The organism is Streptomyces sp. NPDC015220 (assembly GCF_043079345.1).
Classification (GTDB): Bacteria; Actinomycetota; Actinomycetes; order Streptomycetales; family Streptomycetaceae; genus Streptomyces.
The window spans coordinates 127,665-147,840 of the sequence record NZ_JBIBUK010000010.1 but is presented as its reverse complement, the minus strand read 5'-3'; the positions used below and the strand labels follow the sequence as shown (position 1 = coordinate 147,840).

The following is a 20,176-nucleotide window of genomic DNA, read 5'->3' as shown; positions in this document are numbered from 1 at the left end:
GCGCGGGCGGACACGGCCGGGCGGGCTCGGGTGGAGTCCGCCCGCGGCGACGGGCCCGCCCGGTTCTCGCGGTCAGCCGGTGGCGAGGAGCTGAAGGGTGTCGATCACTCGGTTGGAGAAGCCCCACTCGTTGTCGTACCAGGCGACCACCTTGACGTGACGGCCGTCGACGCGGGTGAGGGCCGAGTCGAAGATCGACGAGGCCGGGTTGCCGGTGATGTCGGACGACACGAGCGGGTCCTCCGAGTACTCGAGGACGCCGGCGAGCCGCCCCTGCGCGGCGGCGCGGTAGGCCTCCAGCACGTCGTCACGCGTCACGTCGCGCGCGACGGTCGTGTTGAGCTCCACGATGGAGCCCACCGGGACCGGCACCCGGATCGAGTCGCCCGACAGCTTTCCGTCCAGGTTCGGCAGCACCAGGCCGATCGCCTTGGCGGCCCCCGTCGTGGTCGGCACGATGTTGACGGCGGCGGCACGTGCCCGGCGGGCGTCCCGGTGCGGTCCGTCCTGGAGGTTCTGCTCCTGGGTGTAGGCGTGCACCGTGGTCATGAAGCCGTGCTCGATGCCGGCGAGTTCGTCGAGCACCGCGGCCAGCGGCGCGAGGGCGTTGGTCGTGCAGGAGGCGTTCGACACGATGGTGTGCGCCGCCGGGTCGTAGGCGTCGGTGTTGACGCCGAACGCCAGCGTGACATCGGCGCCGTCGGAGGGCGCGCTGACGAGCACCTTGCGGGCGCCCGCGTCGAGGTGGGCGCGGGCCGCCTCGGCCGAGGTGAAGCGGCCGGTCGCCTCCAGCACGATGTCGACGCCGAGTTCGGCCCACGGCAGCCGCGCCGGTTCGCGCTCGGCGAGCACCGTGATGCGGCGGCCGTCCACGACCAGGGCGTTCCCGTCGGCGGTCACCGGGCGGCCGAGCCGGCCGGCCGTCGTGTCGTAGGCCAGCAGCCGCGCCAGACCGGCGGGTTCCGTCAGGTCGTTGACGGCGACGACCTCCAGGTCGCTGCCGCGTTCGAGCAGTGCGCGCAGCACGTTGCGTCCGATGCGGCCGAATCCGTTGATGGCGATGCGGGTCATGAACGGCGTCCCTTCTGTTCACCTCTGTTCACCACCAAGATCGCGCGCGCCGCCGCCCGGTGACAGCGGCGTGAGTGCCACGGTCCGCAAGGATCACGCCACCGAGCCCCCGCCCCACCCGCAGGCCACCGAGTCCGCACCCCACCCGTACGCCACCGAGCACCGCACCCTCCCGGTACGCCACTGAGACCCCCGCTCCACCCGCGCCCCACCGGACACCGCGCCCCACCCGCACGCCACCCGCACGCCATCGGTCACGGCGGCCCCGGCATCGGAAGGGCGCCGGCGGACGCCGCGGCCCCGCCGGCCCGCCGGCCCACCGGCCCACCACAGGTGATCGTTCCGCCAAGGCCCGCGTCCGCCCGGGCCCGCGCCGTCAGGGGCGGGCCGCCGGTCACTCGCTCCGGGCGAAGGTGCGCCGGTACTCGCTCGGTGTGGTGCCGAGGATGCGCTGGAAGTGCAGCCGCAGATTGGCACCGGTGCTGAGACCGGTCTCGGCGGCGATCTGCTCCACGCTCCGCTGCGAACGCTCCAGCAGCTCACGAGCCAGGTCGACGCGGGCGCGCATGACCCACTGCATCGGCGTGTACCCGGTGTCCTCCACGAAGCGCCGCGAGAACGTGCGCGGCGAGACCGCCGCGTGCCGGGCGAGCGCCTCCAGGGTCAGCGGCTCGCCGAGCCGACGCAGGGCCCACTCGCGGGTGGCGGCGAACCGTTCGCCGAGTGGCTCGGGCACGCTGCGCGGCACGTACTGCGCCTGGCCGCCGCTGCGGTAAGGGGCGGCGACGAGTCGCCTGGCCGCGTGGTTGGAGGCGGCCACCCCCAGATCGCCGCGCAGGATGTGCAGGCACAGGTCGATGCCCGAGGCAGCGCCCGCCGAGGTCAGCACACTGCCCTCGTCGACGAAGAGGACGTCCTCGTCGACCCGCACGAGCGGGTGCCTGCCGGCGAGGGCCGCCGAGTAGTGCCAGTGGGTCGTGGCCCGCCTGCCGTCCAGCAGGCCCGTGGCGGCGAGCGCGAAGGCGCCGGTCGAGATGGCGGCGAGGCGTGCGCCGCGGTCGTGGGCGGCCAACAGCGCGTCGACGACCGCCCGCGGCGGGTCCTCCCGGTCGGGGAACCGGTAGCCGGGGATGAAGACGATGTCCGCCCAATCGAGGGCGTCGAGGCCGTGGGCGACGTGGTACGACAGGCCGTCGCCGCCGGCCACGAGTCCGGGCGCCGCACCGCACATCCGCACCTCGTACGGCATGCTCGCGCGGGTGGTGAACACCTGTGCGGGGATGCCGACGTCGAGCGGCTTCGCACCCTCGAGCACGAGCACGGCGACACGCCGCAGGAGGGAGGCTGACACGGGGGACAGGGTACGTGGGGACGGGGTGCGGCGGTACGCGGGGACAGGGTACGTGGGGACGGGAGGCGGCGGTACGCGGGCACGGGGCTCCGCCGCGTCGGGGCCGTCTCCCGCGACGGGCCCCGTGGACGCCGTGCCCGACCGCGTTCCGGCCCGGCCCACCGGCTGACGCCGGCTCACGGCCACCACCAGTCCACGGCCGACGCCGGCGGTCCACGGCCACCACAGCGGTGAGTCGGTGGAGGGCGGGCCGGCGGGAGGGCGGGCCGACGGTGGCCGGAACCGCCCGAGCAGATCCCCGCGCACGCTTATTGACAGGCGGGAGAGGACGCCCCACACAATATGGGAGCGCTCCCATCACTGTTGTCCCCTCCCCCTCCCGCACCACGGAACACCGCCGGGAGCGCTCGCACGCAGCACGTCCCGCCTCGACCCCGACGCGACGAAGGTGAGAACCGCCGTGCACGCTGCCGAACCCCCCGTCCGCCGACCGCTGGGCCGGCCGGCCCGGGCGCTGCCGCGCAGACCGAGATCCGTACGCCGGGCCCTGGCCGCCGGGGCGGTGGCCGCCGCGCTGCTGGTCGGCGCCGGCGGGCTCCCCGCCGCCGAGGCCGGCACCCCGCGGGTGCCCGGGACGCCCGCCCTGGCCGCCGCGCTCGACTCCCCCGACACGGTCGACGTCACCGTCAACGCCGCGCAGGGGCTCGGCACCATCCCGGACACCGCGTACGGCCTCAACAGCGCCATCTGGGACGCGCACATGAACACCGCCGACACCCAGGACCTGGTCAAGGCCGCGGGCATCGGCATGCTGCGCTATCCGGGTGGGAGCTACGGAGACATCTACCACTGGCAGACGCACACCGCGCCCGGCGGGTACGTCGCGCCGGGCACCGACTTCGACTCCTTCATGGGCACCGTGCGCAAGGTGGGCGCACAGCCGATGCTCATCGCCAACTACGGCTCGGGCACACCCGAGGAGGCGGCCGGCTGGGTCAGGTACGCCAACGTCACCAAGGACTACGGCGCCAAGTTCTGGGAGGTCGGCAACGAGCTGTACGGCAACGGCCATTACGGCGCCGACTGGGAGACCGACGAGCACCCGGACTCCTCCCCCACCGCCTACGCGCACGGCGTCGTGGACTACGTCTCCGCGATGAAGGCGGTCGACCCGACGATCAAGGTCGGCGCGGTGCTCACCACGCCGGGCAACTGGCCGGACGGCGTGATGGCGAGCGGGGACGGCGCCGACTGGAACCACACCGTCATCCCGATCGTCGCGGGCAAGGCCGACTTCGTCGTGGTGCACTGGTACCCGGGCGGCTCGGACGCGGCCGGGATGCTCAACACGCCGTCCCAACTGATGGGCGAGCTGGCTCAGTTGCGGGCCGAGCTGGACGCGGCGGGCGCGACCGGCACACCGATCGCGCTGACCGAGACGAACTCCGACGTCCTGATGGACACCCAGCCCAACGCGCTGTTCGCCGCGGACACGTATTTCACCGCGCTCGAAGGCGGGGTGTTCACGGTGGACTGGTGGAACACCCACAACGGAGTCGGCGCCGTCTCCACCGCTCCCGACGGGGCCACCGACTACGGCGACATGGGCCTACTGTCCAGCGGCGGCTGCACGGGGTCGGTCTGCGAGCCCGCCGTCAACACCCCCTTCCCGCCGTACTACGGCATACAGATGCTCAGCCGGGCCGGCCGTCCGGGCGACCAGTTGGTCAACGCGGCCACGAACAGCGCGCTGGTGTCGGCGCACGCCGTGCGGCAGGCCGACGGCGATCTGAGCGTGCTGCTGATCAACAAGGACCCCTCGGCGTCGCACACCGCGAACCTGCGGCTGAGCGGCTACACGGCGGACGGCTCGGCCGCCGACGTGGCGGTCTTCCGCGACCGGGCGTCGGCCGTCGACACCGGTACCGGCGACGGTACGGCCCAGGAACTGCCGCCCTACTCGATCACCACCGTCACCCTGCACCCCAGGAGCGGCACCGCCTCCGCGCTGAGCGCGCCGGGCAGCCCGAAGGTCACCTCGGTCACCGACACCACCGCGACCCTGTCGTGGTCGCCCTCCACGGGCGGCACACCGGTCAGGTACGAGGTCTACCGCCGGCAGGGCACCACCAGCGAGCTGCTGACCGGCACGACCTCGACCACCGCGACCGTGCGCAACCTGGTCCCGGGCTCCACGTACACGCTCAACGTGCTGGCCCGGGACGCCGAAGGACGACTGTCCCGGGCCTCGGCCCCGGTCACCGTCCGCACCACGTCGCCCGCCGAGTCGACCTGCCGGGTGTCCTACCGGCTCACCGCGGGATGGGGCAGCGGCTTCAACGCCGAGGTCACCGTCACCAACACCGGCCCGGCCCCGATCGACGGCTGGACCCTGGCGTTCGCCTTCCCGGACAGCGGCGTGACGGTGGCGGGGTACTGGAACGCCAAGGTCGGCCAGTCCGGCCGGAACGTGGTCGCCACGCCGGCGCCGGGCAACACCACGCTGGCCGCGAACGGCGGCAACTCGGTGTCGTTCGGCTTCACCGGCGCCAACTCGGGCGCGTACTCCGCGCCCACGGTGTTCACGCTCAACGGCACGGTCTGCACCACCACCTGACGGACGCCGGCGCACGCGGCCGTGGCGGCCGGTGGACCGCCGCGGCCGCGGGGAGCGGCCTCGATTTCCTCCGGAGGAGGTGGAGGCCGCTTGTCCGTGCCCGCCGGGCCGGTCGTGGTGTCCCGGCGGTCCGCCGGTTACCCCAGCGCGCGGAGCCGGCTGCCGGCCTCCGCGAGGGTGCGGCGGCAGAAGGCGAGGTGATCGGGGCCGTATCCGCGTGGACCGCATTCGACGACGAGCAGCAGACCCAGGTAGAGCCGGTAGAGGGCGAGCCGGTGCCGCAGGGCGGGGGTGAAGTCCAGGCCGCCGCCGGCCGCGGTGTAGCCGGCGACCAAGTCGCTGTCCGGGCCGGCGTCGCCGCCGTGGGCCAGGGAGACCAGTTCGGCGGCCGGGTCGCCCCAGAACGCCCGCTCGTGGTCGATGAGTCCGGTGACCCGGGGCGGTCGTGCGCCCTGGCCCCCGGCTCGGCCCTGGCCGTTGGTTCCGCCGCAGGTTCCGGTGTCGGTTCCGACCTGGGAGACGTCGATGAAGATGTTGCCCGGCCACAGGTCGAAGTGGACGAGCCGGGGCTCGGTGACCTCGTCCAGGGCGTACCCGCCCTCGGCCACCAGGGCCCGTATCCCGGCGGCCGGAACGTCGAGCGGGGACCGCCAGCGCTCGGCGTCGTCCAGAAGTGCCTCCACCATGGCGGTGAAGGCCGTCCGCCAGTCGGGGGCGGACAGCGCGGACTCGGCGGCCGGGTAACCGAACCGGCCGTCCCGCGGAGCCAGGGTGTGCAGGTGCGCGGTGATCGCGCCCAGTTCGCGGCGCAGGGTCGCCCGGTCGGCGGGCGACAGGTGGTCGACCGCCTTGTCCCACGGGATCCCGTCCAGGACGGACACGACCAGGAACCCCTCGCCCGCGTACAGCAGTGCGGGTGCCGGCACCCTGCCTCCGGGCAGGGCCGCGATCCGCCGGTAGACCATGGCCTCCGTGGCCATGATGCCGCGCTCGTAGCGCAGGACCGCGGCGTCGGCCGGCGGGGCGAGCTTGACGACGGCGGGCCGGCCGTCGTCGAGCAGGACGCGGTAGGCGGTGTTGAACCAGCCGTCGGTCAGCTCGCGCTGCACGCGGCAGCCGACGCCCGCGGACTCCTTTAGCAGGACGTCCAGTTCGTCCGGGGACAGGCTGCGCTTGGTCCTGCTCTGCATGGGGCTGTCCTCTCGGACCGTACGACGACCTGGGAGCGCTCCCATGATGCCGGTCGGCCACGCCTCCGTCCAGGTGATCGCGTGAATCCGAGCGGTCGGCGCGCCGGCGTCCGGCCGCAGCCGGGCACTAGCGGCGGATGTCAGTCGTCGGTCAGGGCGGCCGCGGTCAAGGTGAGGTGCCGGACCAGGATCTCGGCCGCGGTGTCGGCGTCGCGGGCCAGCGCCGCCTCCTCCAGCCTGCGGTGCTCCTCGGCGCCGTCCCGGCCGGGGTCGCGGTGCGCCGACCACGGTGGCGCGCGAGTGGCGCGGCGACGCCCTCTCGTCGTGCTCGCCGACAACGGCCTCGGGCCGTGCGACTGCCTCGTCCTGCACACCGCGACCGGCCGCATCCCGACGGCTCTCGCGCGGGCGACCCGGCAGTGGGACGACGAGGAGTGGAGTGGAGCGCGGCGACGGCACGCCTCGTCGCGCGCGGCTGGCTCGACTCCGACGCCGCGCTCACCGACGCCGGCAGCGCGGCACGTGAGCGCATCGAGGTGGAGACGGACGAGCACTGTGCCGCGCTGTGGGCGCCGATCGGCAACGTGGGTGCCCGCCGCCTCGCCTCGCTCATCGCGCCGATCACCGACGCGTTCACCGCGGCGGGGACGTTTCGCTCGGTCCAGGGACAGCCCGGCCTGGCGTGCACGGTCCTTCGCCACAGCGACGGTGGTCAGCGCGCTGACGGCGGTGCCGCCCATGCCCCTGCCGAAGAGGCCGATGGCCAGGCCCCGCCGCCGCGGCGGGAACGGGTGGCCCACGGCATTGTCCGTCCGAGGAGGGCGCCGGCGAGAGAGGCCGGGGGTCCTGGACGCCCGGCGGACCGCCCCGGAGGCCCGCCCGGGGCAGGCCGTCCCGGGACGGCGCGGTCCGCGCGGGTCTCCGGGGCGGATGCGGGCGGATGGGGGCCGACCGGCCCTAACCATCGGCCCTGGCGCTGGGGACGATGGGGGAATGTTGATGAACGACGCCTTTCGCTCGATGGACCGGCAGGAGTGCCTGCGCCTGCTGGCCAAGGTGCCGGTCGGCCGTGTGGTGTACACGAAGCAGGCGCTTCCCGCCGTGCTGCCGGTGAACTTCGCCGTGGACCTGGACTCCTCCGTGCTGCTGCGGACCTCGGCCGGCTCCGATCTCGTGCACGCCGTCGACGGCGTGGTGGTCGCCTTCGAGGCGGACGAGTTCGACGCCGGGAGCCGGTCGGGCTGGAGCGTCGTCATCACCGGACGGGCCACCGTGGTCACCGATCCGGCCGAGCACGAGCGGCTGCTGCGGACCGGCCCCCGTTCGTGGATGCCCATCCGGGACGACGTCTTCATCAGGATCGAGGCCGCGATGGTCACCGGCCGCGAGCTCACGGATCTCGACGCGGCCGGCTGAACGACGCCGGCGCCGCCGATCTCGTGGGTCTCGTAGACCGCGTGGGCCTCGTGAGCCTCGTACGCCTCCGGTCGTACGCCGCTGTACGGCACCGGCGGGGCCCGGCACCGGCCGGTGCCGGTCGGGCGTCCCGCACCGGCCGGCGTCCCGGCGGCCGGGGAGCGGCCTGACCGGGCGACCACGCGGAACCGGCGGGGGATCGACCGGCCAGGCGGAACCGGCGGAGGAACGGCCGACCGCGCGGGGAGGATCGGCCGGACGCGCGGGACCGATCGGCCGCGAGGGGCCGGTCGGTCACGCTGGATCAGCCGCACGCGCGGACTCAGCCGGTCACGTCGGCTCAGCCGGACGCGCGGGAGCGGCCGGACGTCTGTTCCGGGTTCCGCGCCGGGCGGCGGCCGCGTCGGCGGACGCGCGTGGCGTGCGTCCGCCCTCCGGGCCGTAGCCGAAGCGGATCAGCAGGTGGGGAGAGCACCGGCGGCCGGGGGCGCCCATCGCCGCCCGCAGGTCCGGCCACTCCATCGCCTGGTGCAGCATCGAGGTGCGCACACCGTGCCGGGTGGCCACCAGCAGCGCGCGTTCCAGCGCCTGCCCCGCGCGCAGCCAGTCCGCGGGCCGGTCCTGCGGGGTCCACAGCAGGGCCACCTGCGCGTGCCGTTCGAAGCGCAGGACGGGCGGGCTCGGGACGGGCGGGCGCGGGCCGCGCAGCGGGCCGGTGAAGTCCCGCATCGGCATCCGGCCGGTCAGGTCACGGGCGCCCAGCGAGGTGAGCGGGATTCCGTAGGGGGTGGGCGCGTCGGCGGCCGTGATCCAGCGCCGGGCCTCGGCGGTGCGGGCCGGATCGGCGGCGTTGCGCGCCTCGGCCAGGGCGGTCAGCCGCAGCAGCCGGCGGGTTCCGACGACGTCGGGCACGTCGAGGTGCCCGCCCTCGGCCCGCGCCGCCGCCGCCATCTCGGTCACGATGTGCTCGGGCACCGGCCGGCCGGTGAAGGGCATCCGGCTGGTGTGGCGTCGCGTGACGGCGTCGTACAGGTCGCCGTACGAGGATCGTGCGTCCGCCGTCGCCGCGCCCAGCCGGACGGTCGCCAGCAGGTCGGGGTCGGCCGGATCGGGCAGCAGCCGTACGTCGGGGTCCCAGCCCAGATGCGCCGCGGCCACCCGCAGGTTGAAGACGGCCGCGCCCACCGACAGGTGCTGGGCGCGCAGTCCCGGGTCGGACAGGGGCAGCCGCCGGGCGCGGTCCACGCGGACGTGTATCGCGCGGGTGTCCGCCGCCATGCCGAACCGCCACGGCTGGGTGTTGTGCATCGACGGCGCCGCCACGGCCGCGTGCAGCAGGCTCTCCACGGCTGCCGCGTCGACTTCCGGTGTCCGCATACCCGCTCCTTCACGAAGTCCCTGGGGTCCCTCTTCTCCCGTCGACCCTGCGTCGCCGCCCCCGTCCGGGGCCAGGGGCCGGCCGGTCCCCGCGCCGGGCCGCAGGTCCCGGGGCCGCCGGACAGCGGGTGTGCCGGGCGCCGCCCGGTCAGCGAGGGGCACCGGGACAGGCACCACCGGGTGAGCGGGGGCCGGGCCGGGGGCCACCGGGTCAGCAGGGACCAGGCCGGGGGCCACCGGACGTGTGGGCGCCGGGGCCCCGGCCCGGCGCGAGGTCCGGCGCAGGTCCGTGACAGGACCCGTCACGGGGCCCGGCGCAGGTCCGTCACAGGGCCCCGAGGCGTACCCCGCGCAGGTCCGTCACAGAACCCGACACAGGACCCCGCGCAGGAGCCGCCACAGGGCCCGACACAGGACCCCGCGCAGGTCCGTCACAGAACCCGGCGCAGGACCCCGCGCAGGAGCCGTCACGGGACCCGGCACAGGGCCCCGCGCGGGTCCTGCACGGGCCTCCTCCACCAAGCCGGGGGAGCGGTGGTGGAGGAGTTCCCGCGCCGGGGAAGCCGGCCGGGGCGCGGGCGGACACCCGGACGCCCGGACGAGCGCCGACGAGCGGACAAGCGAACGAGCGGGGGCGTCCGGGTCCGTCCCGTCCGCCCGTGCCCCGTCGACGGCCTCGCTCACGGCCGGCGTCCCCCGAGTGTGCGTCCGGCCGCCCGTGAGTCAGGGCAGACGTGACCGACGGCCGGACGGTGACCGAACCGGAGTACGACACAGGTCGTACGCCGTGCCCGCCTCGGCCTGGGACGGGGGATGTGGCCGGGCCCGAAGTGGATGCGGTCGTCCATGCGGCCTCCGATTCGATCGACCCCAGCCTGCACCCCGCGCACGGTACGGCGGCAGCGCCGACCGGCCCCCCGCACAGGGCCGTTGGTCCCCGGCCCGGCGGGCGGGCCCGGGCCGTCGGCTGCCTGGCGGGGGGCGTTCGGCCCAACCTCCGGTGGGCGTGGGCCACTTGGTTCTCCGGTCATGGAGAAGGACGAGAAGGCACGGCGTCCCCGGCCGCGCGCGGCACAGGGCCGGCCGCCGGCCGCCCGCGGTCGCGGGCGCGGCTTCGTGGGGGCCGGGCCGGTGCGGGGGCGGCGCGGGGCGGAGCCACGGACCGGTCGCGGGGCCTACGCGGTGCGGGTGTCGTTAACCGGCGCGTGCCACACCAGTCCGGCACCGCCGCCGTCGGGGCCGGTGAGCTCCAGGTCGCCGCCGAGTTGCCGGGCCCGCTCGGCCATGTTGGCCAGCCCGCTGCGGCGGCCCCCGGCGGGGATGCCCACCCCGTTGTCGGTGACGGTGAGGCGTACGGTCCTGCCGTCGGTCTCCAGCGCGATCTCGACCCGGTCGGCGTGCGCGTGCCGGGCGACGTTGGTCAGCGACTCGGACAGCACCGCGATCACATGGTCGGCGGTCTCCCTGGGCACATGTGTGTCGAGCAGCCCCTCCATCCGCACACTGGGCGCGAAGCCCAGCACCCGGGCGGCCTCCCCGACCACCCGCACCGCACGCGCCCGCAGTCCGGGCGCCGCCTCGTCACCGTGGCTGCGCAGCCCGAAGATCGTCGATCTGATGATCTTTATGGTCTCGTCCAGGTCGTCCACGGCCCGCAGCACCCGTTCCCGGGCGCCCGCGTGGTCGATGAACCGGCCCGCGCTCTGCAGGGTCATCCCGGTGGCGAACAGCCGCTGGATGGCCAGGTCGTGCAGGTCGCGGGCGATGCGGTCGCGGTCCTCCAGCAGGGCGATCTGCTCGGCGTCCCGGCGCCGCTCGGCGAGCTCCATCGCCAGGGCGGCCTGCGCGGCGAAGCCCTTGAGCGGTTCGATCTCCTTGTCGGAGAAGTCCCTGGCCCCACACTCCCGGGCCAGCAGGACCACTCCGCGTACGTGGTCGCCGGCACCGACGGGGACCGCCACGGCCGGTCCGAGGCCGGCGAACCGGGGCGGCCCGGCCGTCACGCGTTCGTCGTGCGCGACGTCCGGGCTGCTCACGGGCGCGCCGTCGGCGAACGCCTTCCCGGTGAGGGTGCCCTCCACGGGCAGCACCAGCCCGCGGTGGGCCTCGGCCTGCCGGCCGATGGCCAGTTCCACGGTGAGCGTGTCGGTGTCCCTGACCGGCGTGGACATCGCGGCGAGGGCGGAACCGGTGATCTCCCGCGCGCGTTCCGCGATCACGCCGAGGACCTCCGCCTGGGCGGTGCCCGACATCAGGCTGCGGGTGATCTCCGCGTTGGCCCGCAGCCAGCGCTCGCGCAGCCGGGACTCCTCGTACAGGCGGGCGTTGTCGATCGCCACGCCCGCCGCCACCGCCAGGGTGGACAGGACCGACTCGTCCTCCTCGTCGAACTCCAGTCCGTCCCGTTTCTCGGTCAGGTACAGGTTGCCGAACACCTGCTCGCGCACCCGGATCGGCACCCCGAGGAACGTGTGCATCGGCGGGTGGCCGGGCGGGAAGCCGTACGACGCCGGATGCTCGGACAGCTTCGCCAGCCGCAGCGGCTCCGGGTGCCGGATCAGCTCGCCCAGGATCCCGTGTCCCTCCGGGAAGGGGCCGATCCGGGCGATCTCCTCCTCGCTCACCCCGATGGTGTGGAAGGCGGACAGGCGCCTGCCGTCCGGGCCGATCACTCCCAGCGCCGCGTACCCGGCGTCGACCAGCGTCGCGGCCGCGTCCACGATGCTGTGCAGCACCTGCTCCAGGTTCAGCTCCCGGCCGACGGAGAGCACCGCCTCCAGGAGGCTGTGCACCCGGTCCCGGGTGCCGCGGGCCGCGTCCAGGCGCGCCTGCAACTCCTCCAGCAGCTCGTCCAGCCGCAACTGCGGCAGCCGGACGCGGGCCTCCCCCGACTTCTCGGAGTTTCCCACCGCTGTTCCTCCCCGCACCCACGACCTGCCGAAAACGTTTTCCGCCCACCGGTCACAGTAACGGCTGGGGCACGGGGCGCAGACGGGACCCCGGCGCCGCACGGAGGGGTCAGCGGCTGTTCCCGCGCTGCCGGTCCCGGGCCTGGGTGGCGATGACGGCGGCCTGGATCCGGCGTTCCACGCCGAGCTTGGCGAGCAGCCGGGAGATGTGGTTCTTGACCGTCTTCTCCGCGAGGTAGAGGCGCTGGCCGATCTGCCGGTTGGTCAGGCCCTCGCCGATCAGGGCCAGGATCTCCCGCTCCCGGTCGGTCAGGCCGGGCAGCGTGTCCGGCTCCTCCTCCTGCCGCTGCCCGCCGCGCAGCCGGGCCATCAGCTTCGTGGTGGCGCTGGGGTCGAGCAGCGACTGCCCGCGGGCCACGGTGCGCACCGCCGAGACCAGGTCCGATCCCTGGATCTGCTTGAGGACGTAGCCGGAGGCGCCCGCCATGATCGAGTCCAGCAGCGCCTCCTCGTCGTCGAACGAGGTCAGCATCAGACAGGCCAGCTCCGGCAGGCGGGAGCGCAGCTCCCGGCAGACGGTCACGCCGTCGCCGTCCGGCAGCCGCACGTCCAGCACCGCCACGTCCGGGCGCAGGGCCGGAACGCGCGCCAGGGCCTGCTCGACGGTGCCGGCCTCGCCGACCACCTCGATGTCCGCCTCGTCGTTCAGCAGGTCGTGCACCCCTCGGCGTACCACCTCGTGGTCGTCGAGGAGGAATACCCGGATCGGGGTGTCGGGGCCGGCCTGCGCACGGTCCGCCATCGGTCGCTCCTTGTGCGTGCGTGTCGTCCTCACAGGGATCCTTTCCCGATGGAGGGCCGGATGGCCAGGGCCGATCGGCCCTGTTCCACGCCTTCCCCACGCGGACGCGAACAGGGGTCCGAGCCGGGGGCGAGGCGTACGGCCCGGCCGCCCACGCCCGGCCGCCGCGTCCGACGACGCCGTAAATCACCTCGCTCCACGAGAAGTTGATCACTACGGTGACGGCGCGGGAACCCCACCCCGCGCCGTGACGCGACCAGTGCCAAGGAGTTGCCATGCCTTCGCGGATGAGAATGACGGTGATCACCTTCGACTGCGCCGATCCGCCGGCGCTCGCCGAGTTCTACCGGCAGGTCACCGGCCTCGAACCCCACCCCAGGTCCAGCGCCGAGTTCGCCGGCCTCGTCGGCGAGGACGGGGGACTCGCCATCGGCTGCCAACGGGTCGACGGCTACGAGGCCCCGCGCTGGCCCGGCCAGAGCGTGCCGCAGCAGATCCACCTCGACTTCGAGGTCGACGACCTCGACGAGGCGGAGGCCATGCTGCTGGAGCTGGGCGCGGCCAAGCCGGACCACCAGCCGGGCGGGGACAGGTGGCGGGTCTTCACCGACCCGGCCGGCCACCCCTTCTGCGTGCTCACCCGCTGAGGCAGGACACACCACGCCGCCGGCCGGCCGACGGTCGTCCGGCCTGCGGTCGCCCGGCCGGCGGTCGTCCGGTCACGGGCGGGCCGCGACGGCGTACAGGACGTCGCGCGGGCCGGGCAGTCCTTCCCCCGACCTCGGCCGGCGCCGCGCGAGGCGCCGGCCGAGGTCCGGCAGTGGCAGGCGGAACCGGGGGGGCGTGCGGCGGACGGCCCCTCGCCCGACCTGCCGGACCGTCACCCTTGCCGATCGCGGCCGTCCCCCATCCGCGCCGGGGCCGTCACCCGTCCGCGTCCCACGGCGCGCCAACCGCTCGCCGATGTGGGCACCTTGGTGATGATCACAGGAAAGGGCGCACCGTCTTCCTTGGACCGCCGGGCAGCACAGGGCACGGCGGACGGCGTCCGCGCCGCAGCGGACGACGGGCCACGGGCCACGGGCCACGGGCCACGGGCCACGGACGAGCGTCACGTTTCCGGCCGAAGGAAGGGACGACGATGACCGGTCACGGCACGGAGGGCGACCTCGGGCGCCTCCTCGGCGAGGCGTTGCGCGCCACCGGGTCCGGCGGACGGTGGACCTTCGACACGGACGAGTCCTGGTGCCACGTCACATCCCGGACCGGGACGGTGCCGGAGCAGGGCTGGAAGCTGCACCTGTCGGCGACGGTCGCCTCCGCGCCGGCGGTCCTCGCGCGGGCGCTGGACGTACTCCTGACGGAGGATTCGGCGTTCAAGTTCGCCCGGTCGCTGGACCAGGTCGGCGCGCTCAACTCCCGCACCACGCCCCGGGGCGGCTCGGGCAAGTTCATCACCGTCTACCCGCGCTGCGATGCCGCCGCGGCCCGGCTGGCGATGGAGCTCCACCGGGCCACCGCCGGGCTGGCCGGACCACAGATCCTGTCCGACCGGCCCTACGCGCCGGGCAGCGTGGTGCACTACCGCTACGGGGCGTTCGTCGGGCGGCGGCGGCTGTCGGACGACGGACTGCTGGTGTGGTACATCAAGGACCCCGACGGCAATCCGGTGGAGGACCGGCGGACCGGGCGGTATCTGCCGCCCTCCTGGGCCGTCCCTCCCTTCCCCGCCGATCCCGCCGCGGCCGCCGACTCCGCCGACCCCGCCGCGCCCGCCACGGCCACCGTGCCGGACCAGCCCGCGCCGGCCGGCGGCCCGGTGACGCTGGACGGGCGCTTCGCGGTCCGGGAGGCGATCCGGTACACCAACAAGGGAGGTGTCTACCGGGGCACCGATCTCCGCACGGGCGCCCCGGTGGTGATCAAGGAGGCCCGGCCGCACGTGGAGGAGGACGCCTTCGGCCGCGGCGTCCAGGACTGGCTGCGTGCCGAGGCCCGGGCGCTGGAAAGGCTCGACGGGCTGGAGCTGGCCCCGGCACTCCTGGCGGTGTTCGAGCTCGGTCGTCACCTGTTCCTGGCCGAGGAGGAGGTGCCGGGGGTCACGCTGAGCACCTGGGTCACGGAACGCTTCCGCCGGGTCGGGGCGGACCGCTACCGCGCCGACGCCCTCGACCTGGTCGCGCGGCTGGTGGACCTGGTGGCCGCGGCCCATGAGCACGGCTGCGTGCTGCGGGACCTCACCCCCGCCAACGTCATGGTCCGCCCGGACGGCGAGCTGCGCCTGATCGACCTGGAACTCGCCGTGCTCGACGAGGAGTCGTCCGCGCCGACGCGGCTGGGCACCCCGGGGTTCAGCGCACCCGAACGCCTGACCGGCGCGCCCGTGGCCCCGACCGCCGACTACTACAGCCTCGGCGCCACCGCCTGCCACGTCCTGACCGGCAGGGTCCCGGCCCTGCTGGACGAGGAGCCCGCCACCAGGACCGCGGAGCAGCGGACGGCCGGGTGGCTGGCCGCCTGCGCCGGCCGGCTGCGACTGTCCGACCGCCTGGTGACGATGCTCCTGGGACTGATGCGGGACGACCCCGCCGAGCGCTGGGACCCGTCCAGGGCGCGCACGGCCCTGCGGGCGCTCGCGGCGGCGCCGACGACCGAGGGCGACCGGACGGGCCGCCGGCAGGCGTTCGCCGGCCTCGCGCGTCCGTCCGGGCACGACGCGCGGCCGGGGGTGCCCGCCGGCCCCGCCCGGCCACAGCCGGACGGCGGCCGGGACCCGGTGGCCGGGATCGTCGACCACCTCCTCGGCACCATGACGCCGTCCGACGGCGGACGGCTGTGGCCGGTCTCGACCACCGCCGGAGAGACCGCCCCCTGCACCGTCCAGCAGGGCGCGGCCGGGGTCCTGGCGGTCCTCACGAGGTACTTCGAGCTCACCGGCGATCCACGTCTGCCCGAGGTGATCGCCACCGCGGGCCACTGGATCGCGCGGCACACCGGCACCGAGCAGATCCGCCCCGGCCTGTACTTCGGCGAGCGCGGCACCGCCTGGGCGCTGCACGACGCCGGAGCCGCCGTCGGCGACCGCCGGCTCACCGACCACGCCCTGGCGCTGGCCCTGGCGCCGCTGCGCCGCACGCCCGGCCACGACATCACCCACGGCACCGCGGGCAGCGGACTGGCCGCCCTGTACCTGTGGCACCGCACCGGCGATCCGCGCCTGATGGCAGCCGCCGTGGACGCCGCCGACGCGCTGGCCGCCGCCGCGCGGCGCGAGCCCGGTGGAGTCAGCTGGGCGGCGCCCGCCGAGGCCGTCTCCCGGCTGGCCGGCAAGCGCTACCTCGGCTTCGCCCACGGGACGGCCGGCATCGGCTGCTTCCTGCTCGCCACCGCGCTCGCGGCGCACCGCGCCGACCTGCTGGACCTGGCCGTGGACGCCGGCGAGCACCTGCTGGCCCACGTCGAGCTGGTCGGCGGGGCCGCCCACTGGCCCGCCCAGGCCACGGACGAGCCCACGGCCCCGTACTGGTGCCACGGCTCGGCCGGCATCGGCACCTTCCTCGTCCGGCTGTACGAGGCCACCGGCGACGACCGGTTCGGCGACCTCGCCCGCCGCGGCGCCCGTGCCGTGGTGGAGCACGCCTCCCGCGCCGCCCTCACCCAGTGCCACGGGCTGGCGGGCAACGGCGACTTCCTGCTCGACATGGCCGCCGCCACGAAGGACCCCGCCTACCGGGCCATGGCTCAGGAGCTGGCCGGGATCGTCCTGGCCCAGGGAGCCCGCCGGCACGGCCGGCTCGTCTTCCCCAACGAGTACGGGGACGTCTCGACCGGCTGGAGCGACGGGGCCGCCGGGATCCTGGCCTTCCTCCTCCGGCTGCGCCACGGCTCCCCCCGGCACTGGATGGTCCCGCCGCCGGCCCGGCCGCACGACCGCACAGACCCCCGGGCGGTGAGTGAACACCTCCACCCGGTCCCCACCCCATGAGCGGCGGCTCCCCGGCCGTCACCCCCCCACAGAGAGGAACATCCATGGAGAACAAGGAAGTCGAACTGCTGACCCAGCTCCACGGCCTGCACGAGACGGACCCCGTCGAGGTCGAGGGCGTCTCGTACGGCGGCGGTGGCGGCACATGCGCCTGCGTCGGCCTGCTGACGGCGCTGAACACCATCTGTATCGGCGTCACCTGCTTCTGACCCCGACCGGCCCGGCGGCCACGACGGCACCGGGCCCGGGGAACGTGGACGGGTGGTGGCCGTACCCGCCCCGGACGGCCGTCCGGCGACACGAGAGGGGCTCGGATCCGCTCACGGGATCCGAGCCCTTCGCGGCGCCCGGCCGCTCCCTGACACCCGGCCCTTCCCCGGCACCCGGCCTTCCCTGAGGCCCGGCCTCCCCTCGTGCCCCCGGCCCTGCCCCGACCCGACCCTGGTGGCCGGCCCCTCCGCGCCCCCCGCCCTTCCCGGGTGCCGGGCCCAAGGTCGCGCCGTGCGCCGCCGAACGACGCGGGGCGGAGTGTCGCAGGAGGGCGCCGCGGGGCGCCGGGGCGTCGGGGGCCGTCTCACCCGGTCGGCGGCGTGGTCGGCGGGCCGTCCGGCGCGTACGGCGGCGGTGGCACGGGTGGGCCGTCCGGCTGGAGCACACTGGGGGCATGGGCAGCCTCGATCCGCGGGAATCGGCGCAGCGGTTCCCCGCGCGGCCGCAGAGCGCGAGGGCGGCCAGACGTTTCGTGCGGGCCGCCCTGGACGGGACCGCCCGGTGCGTGGTGGACGTCGCCGAGCTGCTGACCGGTGAGCTGGTGACCAACGCGGTGCTGCACGCCCGCACCGAGGTCGACGTACAGGTGCGGCGGAGCGCCGACGGGGTGGTGCGGGTACGGGTCGGCGACCAGCGGCCGGACCGCGTGGTGCTGCCCGAGCCGGGCCACCTCTACACCGGCACGGGGTGGGGCCTGGCCGTGGTCGGACGGCTGGCCGCGCGCCACGGCGTGGACACCGCCGCCGGCCGCAAGACGGTCTGGTTCGAACTGCGGCCCGACCCGGCGACGGCGCCGGCCGCCGGTCCCGGGCCGCGGGTCCCGCGTCCCACCGCGGTGGCCGGCAGCGTCACCCTGGTCGACCTGCCGTACGCGCTGTACTCGGCGGCGCGCCAGCACCGGCACACGGTGCTGCGCGAACTCCTCCTCGCCGCCGACGCCGGGAACCGCTTCGGCCTGCGGCCGCGGGAGCTGCTCACCGCCCACGACATGAACAACGTGCTCAGCGCGTGCGTGGCCGCGGCGGCCCAGGACCAGCAGTCCGACGCGGACATCCGGACCCTCGGTCTGCCGGTCCCCGCGGACGCCGGCGAGGGCATCGCCGCCCTGCGCCGGGTGCTCGACACCGCGGAGGCGGCGGCGCGCCGGGAGGACCTGCTCAGCCGACCCGCCCTGCCGCACATCCGGGCCTTCCACCGCTGGCTGTTCGACGAGATCATCGGCCAGCTCGCCGGCGCCCATCCCGCCGCCTGGACGCTGGTTCCCCGGGAGCCCAGTGCCAGGCCGTCGGAGCTGGCGCCGTGGGACAGCGACCATGTCCGGGCCAGCAGGGTGCCGACCGTCGCCGCTGACGAGGACAACCGGATCATCGCGGTGAACGGGGCGGCGGCGGACCTGCTCGGCTGGCCCGCGGACGATCTGCTCGGGCGGCGGATCACCGCGCTCATTCCCGAGCACCTGCGCGAGCGCCACGTGGCGGCGTTCACCTCCCTGCTGCTGACCGGCGAGCCCCGCATCCTGGGCCGGTCCGTGCCGCTGCCGGCGCTGCGCCGCGACGGCCGGCTGGTCCCGGTCCGCCTGTTCATCCAGACCCAGGAGGCGGCCGACGGCCGTACCGTGTTCGTCGCCCAGCTCATCCCCCGGACGAGCGCGCCCGCTTCCGCACCGGCGCCGTCAGCGGCGGAAGCGGCCGCGGGACGCCGGCCCGGACCGCGGCGGGAGCCGGCGGCCGCGCGGCCCGGCACGGCGGACACGGCGGGTGCCGACCGCGACGCGGGCGACATCGGCGAGGCGGGCCGGACGGCGCTGGAGCGGCTGTCCCTGCTGGCCGAGACCGGGAGCGCGCTCGCCACCACACCGTTCCTGGCGGAGCGGGTGCGCCGGGTCTGCGAGGTCCTGGTCGGGCAGCTCGCCGACTGGTGTGTCGTGACCCTGCTGGACGAACGCGACCAGGTGGACCGGTACTGCGTCGTCCACCGCGACCCCCGCGCGCTGCCGCCCGAGGCGTTCGAGGGCCGGCTGCCGCCGGTGTCCGGCACCGCGCAGGGCCCGCTGGCCCGGGTGCTGCGCGGGGCGGGGCCCCTGCTGCTCACCGAGATCCCCACACCGGAGCGGGCCACCAGCGCCCTGGACGCCCGGCAGCTCGAACTGTTCGAGCAACTCGGTGCGAGCAGCGCCGTCGTCGCGCCGCTGCGCGCCCGCCGGGAGGTCCTGGGCGCGCTGACCGTGGCCCGGATCAGCAGGCGGCGCCCGTTCACCGAGGACGACCTGCCGCTGATCGCGGACGTGGCCGGCGGACTCGCCATGGGCGTGGACAACGCCCTGCTGTACCAGGAGACCCGGCAGATCGCCGAACGCCTCCAGCGCTCCCTGCTCCCCAAGCTGCCGGACATGGCGGGCCTGGAGCTGGCCGCCCGCTACGCGCCCTCGTCCAGCACCGCGCAGGTGGGCGGCGACTGGTACGACGCCTTCCTGCTGCCCGACGGCGAACCCGTGCTGGTCATCGGGGACGTCACCGGACACGACCTGAAGGCGGCCGTCGCCATGAGCGCGTTGCGCAACATGCTGCGCGGCATCGCGGTCGACCGCAAGGAACCTCCCGGGGACGTGCTGCGCCGTCTGGACCTGGCCAGCTCCACGCTCTACGAGCACGCCACCGCCACCTGCGTCTACGCCCTGGTCAGGAGCGACGGTCCCGAGGAGGGAAGCCGGCTGCTGTACCACGCGAGCGCCGGGCACCTGCCGCCGCTGCTCGTCACCGAGGACGGCGACACCCGTTATCTCGACTCCGGCGCGGGCGTGCTGATCGGCATGGACCCCGATCTGGTCCGCCCCACCGCGTGCGACACGCTGCCGGCCCGCTCGACGCTGCTGCTCTACACCGACGGCCTGATCGAGCGCCGGGGGGAGTCCCTCGACGACGCCATGTCCAGGCTCCGTCAGCACGCCGCCGCGCTGGCCCGCGAACCGCTCGACGTCTTCTGCGACGAACTGCTCATCGGGCTCGCGGCCGACAGCACCGACGACGTGGCCGTCCTCGCGCTGCGCACGGCGCCGCCGCCCTGACCGCGCCGACCGGCCGTGCGGCCAGGGCGGTCAGGGCCGGGGCGGTCGGGGACGCGCGACGGCGCGCGGCGCACCCCCGACGGCCCTCGCGGGACCCGCCGTCCCGCCCGGCCGCCGCCGGTCA

12 protein-coding genes and 2 pseudogenes are annotated in these 20,176 nt (G+C 75.3%); 7 read left to right on the top strand and 7 right to left on the bottom strand.

The annotated features are described in order from the left end of the window. Positions 1–72: 72 nt before the first annotated feature. Positions 73–1,071: a type I glyceraldehyde-3-phosphate dehydrogenase gene (gap, locus tag ACF061_RS21150; protein ID WP_392268457.1), complete on the bottom strand. Its 999-nt coding sequence runs from the start codon at positions 1,069–1,071 to the stop codon at positions 73–75. Between the two features lie 394 nt (positions 1,072–1,465). After that, positions 1,466–2,422, bottom strand: coding sequence for a GlxA family transcriptional regulator (locus ACF061_RS21145; protein ID WP_392268456.1), 957 nt, complete (start codon positions 2,420–2,422; stop codon positions 1,466–1,468). 460 nt (positions 2,423–2,882) lie between these two features. Between ACF061_RS21145 and ACF061_RS21140 the strand changes: the two genes are divergently transcribed. Beyond that, positions 2,883–5,039, top strand: coding sequence for a cellulose binding domain-containing protein (locus tag ACF061_RS21140; protein ID WP_392268455.1), 2,157 nt, complete (start codon positions 2,883–2,885; stop codon positions 5,037–5,039). A gap of 137 nt (positions 5,040–5,176) precedes the next feature. On the opposite strand, the gene ACF061_RS21135 is transcribed toward ACF061_RS21140, so the two are convergent. Continuing rightward, a complete protein-coding gene (locus ACF061_RS21135; RefSeq protein WP_392268454.1) occupies positions 5,177–6,229 on the bottom strand; it encodes a phosphotransferase family protein in 1,053 nt (350 codons plus the stop codon). A gap of 140 nt (positions 6,230–6,369) precedes the next feature. Further along, positions 6,370–6,516 (bottom strand): annotated as a pseudogene (locus tag ACF061_RS21130) (FCD domain-containing protein); the annotation flags it as partial. On the opposite strand from ACF061_RS21130, the pseudogene ACF061_RS21125 reads away from it, so the two are divergent. Both ACF061_RS21125 and ACF061_RS21120 read left to right on the top strand, forming a co-directional pair. After that, positions 6,516–6,891 (top strand): annotated as a pseudogene (locus ACF061_RS21125) (hypothetical protein); the annotation flags it as partial. The pseudogenes ACF061_RS21130 and ACF061_RS21125 overlap by 1 nt on opposite strands. A gap of 331 nt (positions 6,892–7,222) precedes the next feature. Continuing rightward, a complete protein-coding gene (locus ACF061_RS21120; RefSeq protein ID WP_392268453.1) occupies positions 7,223–7,645 on the top strand; it encodes a pyridoxamine 5'-phosphate oxidase family protein in 423 nt (140 codons plus the stop codon). A 330-nt stretch (positions 7,646–7,975) separates the two neighbouring features. On the opposite strand, the gene ACF061_RS21115 is transcribed toward ACF061_RS21120, so the two are convergent. The 3 genes from ACF061_RS21115 to ACF061_RS21105 form a co-directional block, all read right to left on the bottom strand. Continuing rightward, on the bottom strand, positions 7,976–9,022 hold the full coding sequence (locus tag ACF061_RS21115; RefSeq protein WP_392268452.1) for an Acg family FMN-binding oxidoreductase: 1,047 nt from the start codon (positions 9,020–9,022) through the stop codon (positions 7,976–7,978). A gap of 1,175 nt (positions 9,023–10,197) precedes the next feature. Next, complete coding sequence (locus tag ACF061_RS21110; protein ID WP_392268451.1) at positions 10,198–11,931, bottom strand: GAF domain-containing protein; 1,734 nt, start codon at positions 11,929–11,931, stop codon at positions 10,198–10,200. A 109-nt stretch (positions 11,932–12,040) separates the two neighbouring features. Continuing rightward, positions 12,041–12,733 (bottom strand): response regulator, encoded by a 693-nt coding sequence (locus ACF061_RS21105; protein WP_392268450.1) that lies wholly within the window; start codon positions 12,731–12,733, stop codon positions 12,041–12,043. 275 nt (positions 12,734–13,008) lie between these two features. Here ACF061_RS21105 and ACF061_RS21100 point away from each other — a divergent pair, with 275 nt between their 5' ends. The 4 genes from ACF061_RS21100 to ACF061_RS21085 all read left to right on the top strand — a co-directional run bounded on the left by ACF061_RS21100 (position 13,009) and on the right by ACF061_RS21085 (position 20,052). Then, positions 13,009–13,380 (top strand): VOC family protein, encoded by a 372-nt coding sequence (locus tag ACF061_RS21100; RefSeq protein ID WP_392268449.1) that lies wholly within the window; start codon positions 13,009–13,011, stop codon positions 13,378–13,380. A 494-nt stretch (positions 13,381–13,874) separates the two neighbouring features. Continuing rightward, a complete protein-coding gene (gene lanL / locus ACF061_RS21095) occupies positions 13,875–16,718 on the top strand; it encodes a class IV lanthionine synthetase LanL (protein ID WP_392268448.1) in 2,844 nt (947 codons plus the stop codon). A 44-nt stretch (positions 16,719–16,762) separates the two neighbouring features. Continuing rightward, positions 16,763–16,927 carry a VenA family class IV lanthipeptide gene (locus ACF061_RS21090; protein ID WP_392268447.1) on the top strand — a complete coding sequence of 55 codons (165 nt, stop codon included), beginning with the start codon at positions 16,763–16,765 and terminating at the stop codon, positions 16,925–16,927. A 455-nt stretch (positions 16,928–17,382) separates the two neighbouring features. Further along, a complete protein-coding gene (locus ACF061_RS21085; protein ID WP_392268446.1) occupies positions 17,383–20,052 on the top strand; it encodes a SpoIIE family protein phosphatase in 2,670 nt (889 codons plus the stop codon). Positions 20,053–20,176 lie beyond the last annotated feature (124 nt).